The sequence below is a fragment of the Mesorhizobium wenxiniae genome, assembly GCF_002284535.1.
Classification (GTDB): domain Bacteria; phylum Pseudomonadota; class Alphaproteobacteria; order Rhizobiales; family Rhizobiaceae; genus Mesorhizobium; species Mesorhizobium wenxiniae.
Window position 1 is genome coordinate 38958 of record NZ_NPKH01000004.1, and the last position, 15097, is coordinate 54054.

General features: G+C 61.6%; 14 protein-coding genes. 8 read left to right on the top strand and 6 right to left on the bottom strand.

Going from position 1 to position 15097, the window contains the following annotated elements; translation table 11 throughout:
* The first annotated feature begins 124 nt into the window (after positions 1–124).
* Complete coding sequence (locus CIT31_RS01690; RefSeq protein ID WP_095517203.1) at positions 125–1156, top strand: histone deacetylase family protein; 1032 nt, start codon at positions 125–127, stop codon at positions 1154–1156.
* A gap of 261 nt (positions 1157–1417) precedes the next feature.
* Positions 1418–3061 (top strand): MFS transporter, encoded by a 1644-nt coding sequence (locus tag CIT31_RS01695; RefSeq protein ID WP_095517204.1) that lies wholly within the window; start codon positions 1418–1420, stop codon positions 3059–3061.
* A gap of 200 nt (positions 3062–3261) precedes the next feature.
* Here CIT31_RS01695 and CIT31_RS01700 read toward each other — a convergent pair whose 3' ends face one another.
* On the bottom strand, positions 3262–4263 hold the full coding sequence (locus CIT31_RS01700) for an NADP-dependent oxidoreductase (protein WP_095517205.1): 1002 nt from the start codon (positions 4261–4263) through the stop codon (positions 3262–3264).
* A 126-nt stretch (positions 4264–4389) separates the two neighbouring features.
* Between CIT31_RS01700 and CIT31_RS01705 the strand changes: the two genes are divergently transcribed.
* Both CIT31_RS01705 and CIT31_RS01710 read left to right on the top strand, forming a co-directional pair.
* The gene (locus CIT31_RS01705; RefSeq protein ID WP_095517206.1) at positions 4390–4992 is read left to right on the top strand and encodes a TetR/AcrR family transcriptional regulator; all 603 of its coding nucleotides are present in this window, start codon (positions 4390–4392) and stop codon (positions 4990–4992) included.
* On the top strand, positions 4989–5855 hold the full coding sequence (locus tag CIT31_RS01710) for an alpha/beta fold hydrolase (protein WP_095517207.1): 867 nt from the start codon (positions 4989–4991) through the stop codon (positions 5853–5855). The genes CIT31_RS01705 and CIT31_RS01710 overlap by 4 nt, the downstream gene beginning before the upstream one ends.
* Before the next feature lie 166 nt (positions 5856–6021).
* Here the strand turns inward: CIT31_RS01710 and CIT31_RS01715 are convergent, their stop codons facing one another.
* The 3 genes from CIT31_RS01715 to CIT31_RS34055 all read right to left on the bottom strand — a co-directional run bounded on the left by CIT31_RS01715 (position 6022) and on the right by CIT31_RS34055 (position 9105).
* Entirely contained in the window at positions 6022–7443 is a 1422-nt protein-coding gene (locus CIT31_RS01715) for a coiled-coil domain-containing protein (protein WP_095517208.1), read from the bottom strand.
* Between the two features lie 344 nt (positions 7444–7787).
* Positions 7788–8900, bottom strand: a complete 1113-nt coding sequence (locus tag CIT31_RS01720; protein ID WP_095517209.1) for a TauD/TfdA family dioxygenase — start codon at positions 8898–8900, stop codon at positions 7788–7790.
* A gap of 40 nt (positions 8901–8940) precedes the next feature.
* Positions 8941–9105, bottom strand: coding sequence for a hypothetical protein (locus tag CIT31_RS34055; protein ID WP_165778322.1), 165 nt, complete (start codon positions 9103–9105; stop codon positions 8941–8943).
* 294 nt (positions 9106–9399) lie between these two features.
* On the opposite strand from CIT31_RS34055, the gene CIT31_RS01725 reads away from it, so the two are divergent.
* The gene (locus tag CIT31_RS01725; RefSeq protein WP_095517266.1) at positions 9400–9684 is read left to right on the top strand and encodes an SCP2 sterol-binding domain-containing protein; all 285 of its coding nucleotides are present in this window, start codon (positions 9400–9402) and stop codon (positions 9682–9684) included.
* Positions 9685–9741: 57 nt separating this feature from the next.
* On the opposite strand, the gene CIT31_RS01730 is transcribed toward CIT31_RS01725, so the two are convergent.
* Together CIT31_RS01730 and odc2 are read right to left on the bottom strand one after the other, a co-directional pair.
* Positions 9742–10413, bottom strand: a complete 672-nt coding sequence (locus CIT31_RS01730; RefSeq protein WP_095517267.1) for a GNAT family N-acetyltransferase — start codon at positions 10411–10413, stop codon at positions 9742–9744.
* A gap of 148 nt (positions 10414–10561) precedes the next feature.
* Entirely contained in the window at positions 10562–11695 is a 1134-nt protein-coding gene (odc2, locus tag CIT31_RS01735) for an ornithine/lysine decarboxylase (protein WP_095517210.1), read from the bottom strand.
* A gap of 545 nt (positions 11696–12240) precedes the next feature.
* On the opposite strand from odc2, the gene CIT31_RS01740 reads away from it, so the two are divergent.
* The 3 genes from CIT31_RS01740 (at position 12241) to CIT31_RS01750 (ending at position 15096) form a co-directional block, all read left to right on the top strand.
* Positions 12241–13440, top strand: a complete 1200-nt coding sequence (locus CIT31_RS01740; protein ID WP_095517268.1) for an amidase — start codon at positions 12241–12243, stop codon at positions 13438–13440.
* 1 nt (position 13441) lies between these two features.
* A complete protein-coding gene (locus CIT31_RS01745) occupies positions 13442–14341 on the top strand; it encodes a LysR family transcriptional regulator (RefSeq protein ID WP_095517211.1) in 900 nt (299 codons plus the stop codon).
* A gap of 86 nt (positions 14342–14427) precedes the next feature.
* Positions 14428–15096: a DUF1007 family protein gene (locus CIT31_RS01750; RefSeq protein ID WP_029349704.1), complete on the top strand. Its 669-nt coding sequence runs from the start codon at positions 14428–14430 to the stop codon at positions 15094–15096.
* Position 15097 lies beyond the last annotated feature (1 nt).

Genomic DNA, 15097 nt, shown 5'->3' on the forward strand with positions numbered 1-15097 from the left:
GCAAGCCGTCCGCTGCCGCTCGCACCAACACTCTGGGATGCCTCTTGGCGGCGCTGAAACTCTCTGCCACAAAGCAGTCCGTCAATGACAGATACGCAACTCGAAGAGCGAGCCGGCCGCCAAAATGAAGACAGTTTTCTCCCCTCTCCACGCCGGTCACGCCGGCAATTTCGAACTCATTTCGGGCGCCATCGTGCCGGCCTTCGAGAAGCCCTCGCGCGCAGAGATCGTCAAGGCGAGGGTGGAGAGCGAAAAGCTCGGCCCGGTGTTGCCTCCCGAGAGTCATGGTCTCGCTGCCGCTAAGCAGGTGCATACCAGCGACTACATCGATTTCCTGCCGACCGTATGGCCGCTCTGGGAAGAGTCGGGCCGGACGGGCTCGGCCCTCCCATTCACCTGGCCGACGCGCGGCCTGCGCAGCGACGTGCGCCCCCAAACCATCGATGCGCTGCTTGGCTTTTACTCCTTCGACGGCGGCGCCGCCTTCGTCAAAGGCACCTGGGAGGCGATCAAGTCGTCCTATGATGTGGCGCTGACCGCGGCCGCTCTGGTCAAGGGCGGTGAGACGTCCGCCTTCGCGCTCTGCCGCCCGCCCGGCCATCATGCCGGTGCTGCCTTCATGGGCGGTTATTGCTACATCAACAACGCCGCGGTTGCCGCGCAATGGTTCCGCGACCAGGGCGCCAAGCGCGTCTCGATCCTCGATGTCGACTACCATCACGGCAACGGCACGCAGGAGATCTTCTACAGCCGCGGCGACGTGCAGGTGCTGAACCTGCATGGCGACCCGATGACCGAATATCCGTTCTTCCTTGGCCATGCCGACGAGCGCGGCTCCGGGCCCGGCGAAGGCTTCAATGTCAACTATCCCCTGCCGTTCGGCACTACATGGGACGCCTGGAATGTTTCGCTGGAGAACGCTTGCGATAAACTTGCGGCTTACGCCCCCGAAGTCGTTGTCGTCTCGCTCGGTGTCGACACGTTCGAGAAGGACCCGATCAGCAAGTTCAAGCTGAAAAGCGCCGACTATCCCAAGATTGGCCGTCGCATCGCCAAGCTCGGCCTGCCGACGCTGTTCGTCATGGAAGGGGGCTATGCCGTCGAGGAAATCGGCATCAACGCCGTCGGCGTGCTGACCGGATTCGAGGATCGTTAAGAGGCGTCCGACGGAACGGGAGGCAAACTCACCGGGAACGCTCCATACCTCAGGTAAAACGCAGCTGATGGGGAGTCGGCTGCAACAATATCGTCTAGCGCTACGCAGGAAATCATCGCCCGGGCATATTTTTACCGCCGCTATCCTGTTGACTTTCTTCGAAGAGGCGTTCGCTCTTTGCAGTACCGTGCTCTACTTTGGATAGCGGCATGAAGGTCGATTCACTGGAAGCAGACGGCACGTGAAGGCGGGACGGAACTTATGATCGACGACGAGCCGGACAGCGAACGCGTCTCGGCGCTGGCGCCGTTCCGGCACGGCATTTTCCGCGCCGTATGGTCCGCCAGTCTGGTTTCGAATTTCGGTGGCTTGATCCAGGGCGTCGGCGCCGCCTGGATGATGACCACGATCGCCACCTCGTCTTATCAGGTCGCGCTGGTGCAGGCTTCGACCACCTTGCCGATCATGCTGTTTGCGCTCGTTGCCGGCGCGATCGCCGACAGCTTCGTTCGGCGCAAGGTCATGCTGATTGCCCAGATCTTCATGCTGGTCGTCTCGGTTCTGCTGACCGTGTTCACCTATCTTGGCTTGATAACGCCGTGGACGCTGCTTGCCTTCGCCTTCCTGATCAACAGCGGCACGGCGCTTTACAACCCGTCATGGCAGGCTTCTGTCGGCGACATGGTGCCGCGCGCCAAGCTCCCGGCTGCCGTCGCGCTCAATTCCTTGGGCTTCAACCTGACCCGCAGCGTCGGCCCGGCAATCGGCGGCATCATCGTTGCCGCCGCAGGTACTGCAGCGGCCTTTGCCGCCAACGCATTGAGCTATGTCGGGCTGATCATCGTGCTGGCCCGCTGGAAGCCGGACCTGCCGGCCTCGACACTGCCGCGCGAGACGCTGGGCGCGGCGATGGGTGCTGGCCTGCGCTACGTCGCCATGTCGCCCAATATCGGCAAGGTGCTGGTCAGGGGTGCGGCTTTCGGCTTCAGCGCCGGTGCGGTTCTGGCGCTGCTGCCGCTGGTGGCGCGCGATGTCGTCAAGGGCGATGCCTTGACCTACGGCATCATGCTCGGTGCGTTCGGCATCGGCGCCGTCGGCGGCGCGCTGATCAGCGTCCGGCTACGGCAGATCCTGTCCAGCGAGGCGATGGTGCGCATGGCATTCGCCGGCTTTGCGCTCTGCGCCTTTAATGCCGCCGTCAGCGACCGCGCCTGGCAAACGTCGCTCGGGCTGCTCATCGGCGGCGCCTGCTGGGTGATCGCGCTGTCGCATTTCAACGTCACGGTGCAGATGTCGACGCCGCGCTGGGTGGTCGGCCGGGTGCTCTCGGTCTATCAGACGGCGACCTTCGGCGGCATCGCGCTCGGCAGCTGGATTTGGGGTGTCGTCGCCGATGCGCATGGCGCCGAATTCGCGCTGATCGCAGCCGCTGTCACGATGCTGGCGGGCGGCGCGATCGGCCTCTTGCTGCCCTTGCCGCAGCAGGCGGTGCTCAACCTCGATCCGCTGAACCGTTTCAAGGAGCCGCATCTTGCGCTCGACCTCAAACTGCGCAGCGGCCCGATCGCCATCATGATCGAGTACATCATCCGCGAGGAGGACGTGCCGGAATTCCTAGCCACCATGGCCGAACGCGGCCGCATCCGCCGCCGTGACGGCGCCCGCAACTGGACGCTGGCGCGCGATCTCGAAAATCCCGCAATATGGATCGAGCACTATCACACGCCTACATGGCTCGAATACATCCGCCACAACAAGCGGGCCACCCATGCCGACGCCGTTATCGGCGAGCGCCTACGGGCGCTGCACAGCGGCGACGAGCCGCCGCGCGTCCGCCGCATGATCGAGCGTCCGACAACCGCCGGCACCGCGATCGTCATGCCGAAAGGACCGATCGAGCACTAGGCCGTGCCGGTGTGTCCAGCCGGATGAGCACATGAGGTCCAACATATGCACTAGCCTGATGGCAACACCGCACACTGGACTGTCGGATCCCTAATTCATGTGTGGTTGGCGGAAGCCTGTGGGAGGAAGCACGCGCAAGCTCATTCGCTAGGCCCGCGTTGCGCCCAGAAGCGGACGTCGTCGCCTGAAGCTTGGCAAAGCTATTTGACCTTGATGATAACCTTGCCTTTGGCCCGGCCCTGCTCAATGTAGGCCAAGGCCTCGTTGGTCAGCTCAAGCGGAAAGACCCGATCTACGACCGGGCGGATGACGCCCAACTCGATGAGAGACGTGATTTTTGTCAACTGCTCCCCATTGGCCGCCATGAACAGGAACGAATATCGCACATCTGCGCGTTTGGCCCGCCTCCTGATGCCGGCGCTCAACAGGCGCGTGACCAAGTTCAGCACCACGCTCAGACCCTTCTCCCTGGCAAACCCAGGATCGGGCGGACCGGAAATCGAAACGGCGACGCCACCTGGCTTCAACACACGCAGGGACTTTTCGAGGGTCTTGTTGTCCTGGCTATTCAGGACGACGTCGTAGCCCGAAAGGACTTTCTCGAAGTCATCCTTCTTGTAGTCGATAATAACATCGGCGCCGAGCTTCCTGACCATATCCATGTTCGACGCGCTTGTTGTCGTGGCGACCGTCGCGCCGAGGTGCTTTGCCAATTGAATGGCGAATGTCCCCACTCCGCCGGAGCCGGCCTGAACGAAGACCTTCTGTCCTTTCTTCAGCTTCGCCCTTTCGACCATCGCCTGCCAAGCGGTCAGCCCCACCAGGGGAATGGACGCAGCCTCTTCCATGCTGAGGTTCTTCGGTTTCAGGGCCACGTCCGCATTATTTATGGCGATGTACTCGGCGAAAGTCCCGACCCGACCATCGCGCGGTCGCGCATAAATTTCGTCGCCCGGCTTGAACTGTCGGACTTTCGAGCCGACGCGAATGACCGTGCCGGCCACGTCATGGCCTGCAACGAAGGGCCGGCGATAGGGCAGGATGAGTTTGAATTCTCCGTCCCTGATCTTGGAGTCCAGCAGATTGACGCTGGCGGCATGGATCTGCACCAGCACGTCATTCTCCCCCACTTCCGGCTCTGGAACCTCTCCAAGCCGCAGGGGAGTGTTCTTTGCGTATCGATCGACGATGAAGGCCTTCATTGTAGCTTTCCCAAATTGAGGAGACCCGGAGCGCCCGGTCGACATCTCCGATACTCTGCCCTATTGCATTACGGTCATTTAGTGATAATATGATCGTAATGCAATAGCTGATCGAAGGAGAAAAACATGCGCTACGAGAAGGGCAGGAAGGACGCATCGCGGCAGCGGATCATGGATGTGGCGACCGAACGGTTTCGCTCCGACGGCATCGCTGCATCAGGTCTCGCCGGCATCATGGGCGAGGCGGGACTGACCAATGGAGCTTTCTATCCCCATTTTCCGTCCAAGGCGGCGCTTGTGCGTGAGAGTGTGGCGGCCGCCCTGGAGGTTCAGGCGACCCAGATTCAGGAGCTGTTGGCCGGCGGTGGCCCGTCAATGGCCATCGACGCGTATCTGTCGGCCGAACACCGAGACAATCCAGGCAAAGGTTGCGCTTCAGCCGCGCTGTTGCCCGAAATTGCGCGTGAGCCGGTCGAGACGCGCCAAGTTTACGCCGAACACCTGCTCAAGCTCGTACGCCAGGTGGCGGCCGAACTTACGCCCGACGCCCGCGACCCCGAGGCTGTCGCGTTCGGTGTCTTTGCGACCCTGATCGGCACGCTTGAGCTGTCCCGCGCGGTGAACGGAACCGAACTGTCCGATCGCATTCTTGAGGCTGGCGCGATAGCGGCGAAGGCGCTGCTCCAGCCCCGCGAGAACGACAAGCCAGAAGAAAGGAAACCATCATGAACGTGCATCAGCTATCGCGACCTGCCGCGATCATCAAACACAGGGACGTGCCGACGAAAACGGTCGACGTCGGCGGTACGAAATTCGCCTACCGGGAGCTCGGGCCCACAACCGGGGTGCCGGTGATCTTTCTTACCCATCTGAGTGCGGTTCTCGACAATTGGGATCCCAGGGTCGTCGATGGTATTGCCGCAAAACGGCGAGTTGTTACCTTCGATAACCGTGGTGTTGGTGCATCAGGCGGGTCCACTCCCAACACGGTGGAGGCGATGGCCCGCGATGCGATCGCCTTCATCCGGGCCCTCGGTTTCCAGCAGGTCGATCTGCTCGGCCTATCTCTTGGCGGCTTCATCGCCCAGGCGATTGTTCAGCTGGAGCCTAATCTGGTTCGCAAGATCATCCTCGCGGGAACCGGCCCAGCCGGGGGTACCGGCATCGACAGGGTGACGTTCGTCACCATCTTCGACATGATCCGCGCCGCGCTAACCATCAAGGACCCAAAGAACTACCTCTTCTTTACCCAAACCCCCAACGGCAAGAAGGCGGCGCGCGAGTTTCTGCAGCGATTGAAGGAACGGACCAATGACCGCGACAAGCCCATCGCGCTCGGCGCCTTCAACCAGCAGCTCAAGGCAATCCGTGCCTTTGGCCAGCAGCGCCCTGCCGACCTCTCGCTTATCCGGCACCCGGTCCTCGTGGTGAATGGCGATCACGACAGAATGGTGCCCACCAGCAATTCCGTCGACATGGCACGGCGCTTTCCCAATGCCGAGCTGGTCCTGTACGAGGACGGCGGGCATACGGCCATTTTCCAGTATCACGGCGCCTTCGTGGAAAAGGCCCTGGACTTCCTCGATGCCTAATCAGGCCGTGCCGGCGTGCCCAGTTGGATGAGCAAATGACGCTTCAATCCGTGCGCTAATCTGACGGGCACACGCAAGCTAATTCGCCGGATCTTCGTTGCGTCGACAACGAACCTTCAGTCTTTCCCGTGAAGCAAACAGGACTGCCAAGTATAGACACCCGCGCTTAGGATGCAGCGCGCAGGCTCGTACGGACGCGCCGCCTGCTTGTGGCGCGGGCCTTCTCCGCCACGACACCGGTGATCTCGACCACGCCGTTCTCATGCGGTCTGGCGTTTGTGACCTTGTGGAGACGCTCATAAGGCAACAGTTCCTTGACCCGGGCATCGAGCAACGCGACTTCGGCTCGCAGATCCTCGCATTCCTGTCTCTGGACATCGAGCTGTATCTGTTCGGATGCCTGCTGCAGGGAAAGCTGCGAAAAATTCGCGCTTACGGTCGAAAGGTGTATCTTGTCGTTTTCGTTCTCCTTTCTGAGAGCGGACAACTTTTCCTCCGCAATTTGCTTTTCGGCCACAGCGTCGCTCCATTGAGCCTTGAGATTGGCGATCTCGCTGGCGGCTTGACTGTTCTCGTTCGAGGCAATTTCCAATCGTGATTGGAGGTTGCGAATTTCAGAACGCAGGCCCCCGATCTCCGTGAAACTGCGCGCGCGCTCGGCTTCCCTGTCACTTTCCATGATACGGGCCGCTTCCGTCATTTCCGACAGCTTCGCTTGCGCGATATCGAGCGATTTTTGCAGCCGCATTTCCTCTTTCTCGCTCTTGCCAAGCGCAGCCAGCAGTTCCGAAAGTCGTGTCGCGTCACTGGCATGAATCGTCGAGAGTTCATCCAGCCTGTGCCGCGCCTCAGCTTCCCGCTTCAGCGCCTTGTCGAGGTCGATCGACAGGCTGACATGTTTTTCCCGCAGTATCTCGTTCTCGCGCGCGCATCTGTTGGCCTCGGCCGTTCTGGCCGAAAGCGTTTTGACGAGGTCGCCGAACTCCGCTTCGCGTTCCGCGCTCGCATTGCCTGCCACGACGAGTTCCAGCCTTGCTGCAGCCAGCGCACCGCGAAGTGCCTCCTTGTCCTCGGCCAGGCTTATCTCGCGCTGCTGCAGGGCCTCGACAGCGCTTTCACGTTCGCGCTGCTTTCGGGTCGCATCGTGGAGCTGCTCCGACAGCACTCGTTGCTGCGTGGTCAGGCTGACATTTGCCAGTTCCAGTTCGTTGGCGCGAAGAATGTCCCCGTGAAGCAGCTTCAGGAATTCGCCTGTCAAATGATGCGAGGTCGCGATCTCCGACAGTTTCGTGTTGATCTCCTCCAGATATTCGCGCGCATCGTCAAAGAGTCCATCGACGGCACTTAACGCAGCCAGTCGGGTTTGTGCGTGGGAAGTCAGCCGTAATGCGATCTCGGAAGTGTCCGCATCGTCCTCAGGCTGAGAGTTGTCATTCTTTGCCGCGGGATTCTCATCCGGGACGTCATTCAACGGCGATTGGTCGTCTAGCTTGAGACACTCATCGAACGCATCCGCCAAATCGGCTTCGAGCTCCTTGAACGCTCTGTCCACCTTCTCGGCACGCTTGATCAGACTTTTGATTCTCATGACTGAACATCCCCCTCTTGTAGCGCCATCATGGGGTCTTGATCCTCGCCTGCCAGATACGGGTTCATCCTACCTCCCCTGACGCGGTCGCCGCGTGAGATGACCGCTCTTGAATCTGCTGTCATGGTCCCGTTTACACCACCCTGAGCGCATGAGGCCGAGTCCACGCTAGGGACAGGCTTGGCCACTGTCCTCGTCTGTTTGAATGAGGCAAACTGTGTAACTGCCCTGATTGTCGCCCGCTTTCGGACAAACAACCGGAGGAGCGTCCGTCAGAGTTCCAGACTTGGGTACCGCCGCTGACCGCACATCCGCGATGATCGTCGTGCCGCTATGTCGTGCCGCTATCGGGAGAGGACGCGAATACGGCTCTGAAACTCACCCCGATCGACGTAGCATCCGCGCAAGTGTCTCAACCCCGTGTTTGGGTTGAACGATTGGCGGCCGTGCAGCACCCGGCGATTGTCGAAGACCGCCATTTCGCCGGCCTTGAGGCGGTAGGCTATTTGAAAACGCGAGCCGCGGATCATCATCATCAGCTTGCGATAAACCGCATAAAAGGGCGCGCATATGTCGGAGGGAAGGTCGATGACATCGACAAGATGGGCGTTGAACCGCAACTCTGTCACTTCTCCATTGCGTCGCGTTACGATCACAGGAAACCGACCGCGCAGATCGTAGTTTTCGTCGTGAAAACGATAGGGTATCTCGATCTCGCACAAGAGACGGTAGGCTTCCGGATCTTCCGCCTGTAATGCGGCCACGACCGCAAACCCGTCGGCAAAGACCGATCCACCGCCTTCAGCTTCGTTGGCGATGCAATGCAGGAATTGATAGCCGGGCGGCACCTCCTGATTGGCGAGATCGGTGTGTAACGGCAGGGCGACCGGCGTATAGGCCAGATTGTTCGGGTTTGGCATCGACACGACCTCGAACATGGTGCCGAAATTTGTCTGGCGCAGGAATCCTATCCGCTCGGCCGCACGCCGCCCGGCGTCGGGATCATCGTCAAGCCCATCGACGATGGAGAGCCCGTATGCAGCCGTCGCCTTCAGCCAGGCAAGCAGATCGGCATCGCTCTGAAAGAGGTCTCCGGCTGGGTAACGCGGTATGGTTTCAAGATCGATCGCGCCGTCCCAGAGTTTCGGGGCGATGTCACCCGGGTCGTCCCGCTTTCTGCCCGGACCGTAGGTTTCGAAGAACCGGCTCGGGAATTCCTCCTCGGCGTCGTCGTTCGGCCAGACAATGCTCACAGCGCCGCCTCTGACCCGCACGCTGAGCGGTCTGAGCGATGGCTCTACGCTGGTCAGGTCGAATATTCGCTCTTCGGTCTGCGGGTGAAACGCCGATGGCGCATTATCCCTCAGCCAGAGCCAGGGATAGCAAACTGTTTCACCTGACGAGAAAGTCACGGCAAGCGCGGTTTCCCGAGCTTCCACGGAAAGCATGGTATTCATGATGGTGTCTCTCTGAACACAGAATTGATTTCAGCTTGGATCAAGCCCGCAGGCCATCAACCCAGCGGTGGTGGCCACCACAAGCTCGGCTTCCCATAGCGATGGGATCCGGGATTTCTGTTCGGTTCTTCGAGCACTCGATCACCAGGGAAATCTGGCCGCAGCTGAAATCTGGCAGATCCACAATGGCGATGGTAGCGGTCATTTGCCGGCGGTGTCCAGCTAAATGCAATGGGATCTCCGTCCCCTGCCCAACACGACCCTGACCATCCAGCCGACATCGCATGGCAACCACGATGCCGGCCGCACCGGCAGTATGGACAACGCAGCTTCGCTGCGGCGATAAAACCCATCTTCATCTCCGGGAACCGCGTTGACGTAAACGTCAACCCAAAGCTATATGCGCCAGCGACCGTGATCGCGACATGCGCAAGACGGCGAATTCGGCCAGACCGAAGTGCCAATGTGCGACAAACGCAACGAGACGAGGAGAACGGCCATGGGCGTTCAGGAAATTGCCGACAAGATCAGCGCGCGCGTGGCGAGTGCCGGGTTCGATCGTTCCGTTAAGTTCGATACCGGCAATGACGGTGTCATCGTCATTGACGGCTCTGACGTCTCGACCACCGACGCGCCAGCCGACTGCACCATAAAGCTTTCGCTCGACGATCTGGAGTCGCTGATCGCAGGCGATCTCAACCCGACCATGGCGTTCATGTCCGGCAAGATAAAGGTCGAAGGCGACATGAGCGTCGCCATGGCGCTGAGCCAGTTGATCGGCTGATCCACTCCAATCCGGGATGAAAAAAAGACGCCGCCCGATGGGCGGCGGCTTGTTTCGTCAGGCCGCGAGCGGCAGCCGCTGTGCCTTCAGCTTGCGCCCCGCCGCTTTCAGCGTGCCCTGCGCGGCGGCGAGCGCGCCGTCCGCCAGTTCCAGCGCCAGCAGGCGGTGCCGCTCATAAGGTCCCGGCATAGCCAGCGAGCCGGTTTTTTCGGCCGAAAACCCGAAGCGCTCGTAGTAGGGCGCGTCGCCGACCAGCAGGATCGCCGCATGGCCGAGGCGCGCGGCTTCAGCGATTGCATAGCGCATCAGCGCCGAGCCGATGCCGGCATTCTTGATCGCCGGATCGACGGCGAGCGGGCCGAGCAGCAGGGCTGCCCGACCGCCCTCGCCCAGCACCACATCCCAGAGCCGCACGGTGCCGGCGACGGCGCCTGACGCGTCGCGCGCGACAAAGGCGAGGCCTTCCGAAGGCCGGCGGCCGCGGCGCAGCTTTTCCGACGATTTTTTCCGGCGCTTCGGCCCCATGGCGCGATCGAGCAAAGCCTCGCGCGCCGCGACGTCGGCAGCGGTTTCGGCGGTGATCGCAAAAGCGCCAGCAGTCTCCTCCCTCGAGGAGGAGATGTCGCCGAAGGCGACAGAGGGGGTTGCCGCGCGTGAAGCGCCGGCCCCACACAGTCCAAGAGAAGTCGCGGCAGCCGAACCGACCCCCTCTGGCCGCTTCGCGGCCATCTCCCCCTCAAGGGGGAAGATCGCAGCGCCTTCAACAACGAAATCCACAATTTCCATTTCCGCGATCCTTCACGAGCGGATTGTTCCACAGGCGAACCGAAGCGGGCGATCTCGTCGCCCGCTCCGGGTGATCTGACGGCCGAAGCCGTCAGATCACGTAGGATCGGAGAGGCTCGAAGCCGTTGAAGGCGACCGACGCGTAGGTCGTCGTGTAGGCGCCGGTGCCCTCGATCAGCACCTCGTCGCCGATGGTCAGCGACAAGGGCAGCGGATAAGGCGTTTTCTCGTACATCACGTCGGCCGAATCGCAGGTCGGGCCGGCGAGCACGCACGGCGCGGTCTCGGTGCCGTCATGCGCGGTCACGATCGGGTAGCGGATCGCCTCGTCCATCGTCTCGGCGAGACCGCCGAACTTGCCGATGTCGAGGAAGACCCAGCGCACATTGTCATTGTCGGCCTTCTTCGAGATCAGCACGACTTCCGACTTGATGACGCCGGCATTGCCGACCATGCCTCGGCCCGGTTCGATAATCGTCTCGGGAATCGCGTTGCCGAAATGCTTGCGCAGCGCCGAGAAGATCGCCTGGCCATAGGCCTGTGCCACCGGCACATCCCTGAGGTAACGGGTCGGGAAGCCGCCGCCCATATTGACCATCTTGAGGACGATGCCTTCCTCGGCGAGCGTGACGAACACCTTTTTGGCGTCGCCGAGCGCGCGGTCCCAGGCGGCCAGGTCGGTCTGTTGCGAGCCGACATGGAACGACACGCCATAGGCATCGAGCCCGAGCGTCCTGGCATGGCGCAGCACGTCGACCGCCATCGCCGGCACGCAGCCGAACTTGCGCGACAGCGGCCATTCGGCGCCTTCGCCGTCGGTCAGCACGCGGCAGAACACACGGGCGCCGGGTGCAACGCGGGCAATCTTCTCGACCTCCTCGACGCAGTCCACCGCGAACAACCGAATGCCGAGCTGATAGGCGCGCTGGATGTCGCGCTCCTTCTTGATGGTGTTGCCGAAGGAGATGCGGTCCGCCGGCGCACCGGCGTCCATCGCCATCTCGACTTCGGCAACGGAAGCGGTGTCGAAGGACGAGCCCATCGCAGCAAGGAGGCGCAGGATTTCCGGCGCCGGATTTGCTTTCACCGCATAGTAGATTTTCGAATCGGGAAGCGCCTTCTCGAAGGCGCGGAAATTGTCGCGCACGACGTCGAGATCGACGACGAGGCAAGGGCCGTTCGGACGTCGGGTAGCGAGGAAGTCAAGGATGCGCTGGGTAGCCATCGGGGTCTCTCCATCAGCGCCTTTCGGCGCGCACAAAGGCTGCGGGACGCGGGTCATCGACCTCGCGAACACGCGGTGGACAAAGGCGGGACGTCAATCCATGGAACCAGCCGGTGGAGACCCCGGAACCATGAAGCGCCGTCTCGCGGCGGTGAACCTTGGCCTTGCCCGGCCTCGGTTCGCTTTGTCTGCCTTGGCTTGGATTGGGAGAACCCGTTCCGCACTGCCGGCAATGAAGGTGTGCCTCTTCAGTAACCCCGGTCTTTGGACAACCGGCAGAACACCAGAAAGGCCCGCACCGTCGTTGCTTCAAGGTGTCCTCGGTCTGGCGGTTGGCCGCTAAACCGACTGGAGGGGTGAGCTCCAGTTACCTTACCGATATCCCTCACCGTTTTGAGGATCGGCGGACACCCACAGGCACGTGCGACTTTGGGCAAGCGCGATATAAGGTCGAAGGATTTCACAATCAATAAAAATCGTACGCCAGGTTGTAAAATTCCCGGCACCGAACAATGTTGCAACAACTGTATCCGGATATCGAACGCATGACAGGCACTCGCGGCCCCCTGAACGCTTTTCTCGACCTTGACGATATCCCCGTGTCCAATGCGCAATCCGGCCCGCTTGCCGGCCTGCGGCTGGCCGTCAAGGATATTTACGACGTGGCCGGCTATCGCACCGGTTGCGGTAATCCGCAGAAATACCGGGAGGCCTCACCGGCCTCGGCGACAGCGCCGGCCGTCCAGGCGCTGCTTGATTCGGGCGCGCGCTTCGTTGGCAAGACGCAGACCGACGAACTGGCCTTCTCCTTGATGGGGCTGAACGCGCATTTTCCATCACCGACAAATCCGGCAGCGCCGGACCGCGTCACCGGCGGCTCGTCTTCCGGTTCTGCTGCCGCGGTTGCCGGCGGGCTGGCCGACATCGCTACCGGCTCCGACACCGGCGGCTCGATCCGTGCGCCGGCAAGCTTCTGCGGCCTGATCGGCCTAAGGACCACGCATGGCCGTATTTCGCTCGAAGGCGCCATGCCGCTGGCCCCTTCACTGGACACGTTCGGCTGGTTCGCCGGGGACATGGTCACCTACGAAAAGGTCGGCGCGGTGCTGCTCGGCGACGATCGGCAACGCCACGACCTGGCACGCCCCCTCGCCCTCGACGCGCTGGACGGCCTCGTGCTCGGCCCGCAGGAGGCAGCCGAATATCGCGCCATGGTCCGCGCTGTCGCTTCGGTGCTGGGCACGCCACGCACCGTTGCCCCGCTGTCGCATTCCACCGACGATCTCTATTGGTGCTTCCGCAAGCTGCAGGGGTACGAGGCTTGGCAAAATCATGGGGTCTGGATCTCGCAGGGTGACCGGATGCTCGGCCCCGGCGTCAAGGAGCGTTTCGAGCATGGCGCGACCATCGACGGGGGAACCGCGCAACGTGAAACGGAACGTCGCGTTTCGTTTCGCCTCGGACTTACTGACCTGCTTGGCGAGGACGGCGTTCTTGTGCTTCCGACCGCTCCGGGTGCCGCCCCGCTCAAGGCCGCCTCATTCGACGATTTGCAGACCTACCGCGAACGCGCGCTAAGGCTGCTGTGCCTTTCCGGCCTGTCCGGCTTTCCGCAGATCACTCTGCCGCTAGGCCAGGTTGCCGGCGCCCCCTTCGGCCTGTCGCTGCTTGGACCTGAGAACAGCGACCGGCAGCTGCTGGCGCTTGCCGCGCGCATCCTTTCAGCCCACCAAGGGAGCGCATGACATGGACACGCTGACCCGTATGCGCGCCTTTATCGACGTGGTCGAAGCCGAGGGCTTTTCGGCAGCGGCGCGCAAGATCGGCCGCTCCAAGGCGCTGCTGTCCAAATATGTGCGCGAGCTGGAGGACGAACTCGGCGCGCTGCTGCTCAACCGCACCACGCGGCAGTTCTCGCTGACCGAGGCCGGGCACACCTATTACCGCCGCGCCTCGGAAATCGTCCGCGAGGTCGACAGCCTGGCCGATGCGGTGCGCGAATCCTCCGGCGACGTGCGCGGCAGGATCAAGCTTTCAGCGCCGCGCACTTTTGCTGACGCACCGATCGGCCAGTCGCTTATCGACTTCGCCAAGCAGCATCCCGACATCGTGCTCGACATTCATCTCGACGACCGCTTCGTCGATCTGGTCGAGGAAGGTTTCGATCTCGCTGTGCGCATCTCGCGGCTGGAGAGCTCCTCGCTGATCGCGAGGCGTCTGGCGCCGTTTTCGGTGCGGCTCTGCGCATCTCCCGAACTGATCGCAAAGCACGGCATGCCGGTGCGGCCGCAGGACCTTGGCCGTGTGCCCTGCATCATCGACACCAATGGCCGCTGGCTGACCAACTGGCCGTTCAAGGGCGACAGCGGCGACACGGTAACCGTTTCGGTCTCCGGTCCGATCGAGGTAAACAGTCCGATGGCGGCAAGGGCCGCCGCCGTGGCTGGGTTGGGATTTTCCATCCTGCCGGATTTCATCGCCGCGCCCGACATTGAAAGTGGCCGGCTGGTGACCGCGCTGGATGACCGCATCCTGCCCGGCGGCGGCATTTTCGCCGTCTATCCGCACCGGCGCTATTTGCCTGCGAAGGTTCGCGTCTTTGTCGATTTCCTGGTGCAGTGGTTCAAGACGATTGACAACGCATGAGCTTTCAGCCGCCTTGCGGTCCCATTTTCGCCCCCTTTCTAGTAACTCTCGATATTTTACCCAAGCTGATGGAATCGCGACCGAGAATGCACCTGAAACGGCAAGCAATCATCATGGCTTCGGCCATAGCGGCGACATTTGCCACGGTCGGGCCAGCCGAGGTGCATCCGCACGTCTTCGCCGAGGCTCGCCTCGAAGTGGTCCTCAGTCCGGATCACCAAACTGTGAAGGCGTTGCGCCATCTCTGGCGCTTCGACGATTTGTTTTCGAGTACGGTTATGATGGAATTCGACAAGAATTCCGACCTGAAGCTCGACGACAAGGAGTTGAAGGAAGTTGCCGACACCGTCCATGCTTCGCTGGCGGAGTTCAATTACTTCCAGCTCGTCACCGTCGACGGCAAGGACGAGGCGATGAACCCGCCGCCGCAGCTGATGGCCAATTTCGAGAACGACCAACTCATCATCCTGTTCGAATCCGAACCGAAGGCACCCATGAAGTTGGCCGGCAAGATCGATATCGGCGTCTACGACCCGACCTTCTACACGGCGATCGATTTCACCGAGGATGCCAATCTACAGGTCGATGGCATGCCGTCGACATGCGCGAGCAAAGTCGTTCGTCCGAACCCCGACGAGGCGCTCGCCGAGAACCAGAAGACCCTGACGGACGCCTTCTTCAACGATCCGACAGGCACCGATATGAGCAAGATCTTCGCGACCAAGCTTGAACTGAACTGTCAGCCAGAAGGATAAT

Bases quoted from the DNA above. Each gene is read 5' to 3' on its own strand.
- CIT31_RS01690 (WP_095517203.1), top strand. From the start codon at position 125: ATGAAGACAGTTTTCTCCCCTCTCCACGCCGGTCACGCCGGCAATTTC.
- CIT31_RS01695 (WP_095517204.1), top strand. From the start codon at position 1,418: ATGATCGACGACGAGCCGGACAGCGAACGCGTCTCGGCGCTGGCGCCG.
- CIT31_RS01700 (WP_095517205.1), bottom strand. From the start codon at position 4,263: ATGAAGGCCTTCATCGTCGATCGATACGCAAAGAACACTCCCCTGCGG.
- CIT31_RS01705 (WP_095517206.1), top strand. From the start codon at position 4,390: ATGCGCTACGAGAAGGGCAGGAAGGACGCATCGCGGCAGCGGATCATG.
- CIT31_RS01710 (WP_095517207.1), top strand. From the start codon at position 4,989: ATGAACGTGCATCAGCTATCGCGACCTGCCGCGATCATCAAACACAGG.
- CIT31_RS01715 (WP_095517208.1), bottom strand. From the start codon at position 7,443: ATGAGAATCAAAAGTCTGATCAAGCGTGCCGAGAAGGTGGACAGAGCG.
- CIT31_RS01720 (WP_095517209.1), bottom strand. From the start codon at position 8,900: ATGAATACCATGCTTTCCGTGGAAGCTCGGGAAACCGCGCTTGCCGTG.
- CIT31_RS34055 (WP_165778322.1), bottom strand. From the start codon at position 9,105: ATGACCGCTACCATCGCCATTGTGGATCTGCCAGATTTCAGCTGCGGC.
- CIT31_RS01725 (WP_095517266.1), top strand. From the start codon at position 9,400: ATGGGCGTTCAGGAAATTGCCGACAAGATCAGCGCGCGCGTGGCGAGT.
- CIT31_RS01730 (WP_095517267.1), bottom strand. From the start codon at position 10,413: ATGGCCGCGAAGCGGCCAGAGGGGGTCGGTTCGGCTGCCGCGACTTCT.
- odc2 (WP_095517210.1), bottom strand. From the start codon at position 11,695: ATGGCTACCCAGCGCATCCTTGACTTCCTCGCTACCCGACGTCCGAAC.
- CIT31_RS01740 (WP_095517268.1), top strand. From the start codon at position 12,241: ATGACAGGCACTCGCGGCCCCCTGAACGCTTTTCTCGACCTTGACGAT.
- CIT31_RS01745 (WP_095517211.1), top strand. From the start codon at position 13,442: ATGGACACGCTGACCCGTATGCGCGCCTTTATCGACGTGGTCGAAGCC.
- CIT31_RS01750 (WP_029349704.1), top strand. From the start codon at position 14,428: ATGCACCTGAAACGGCAAGCAATCATCATGGCTTCGGCCATAGCGGCG.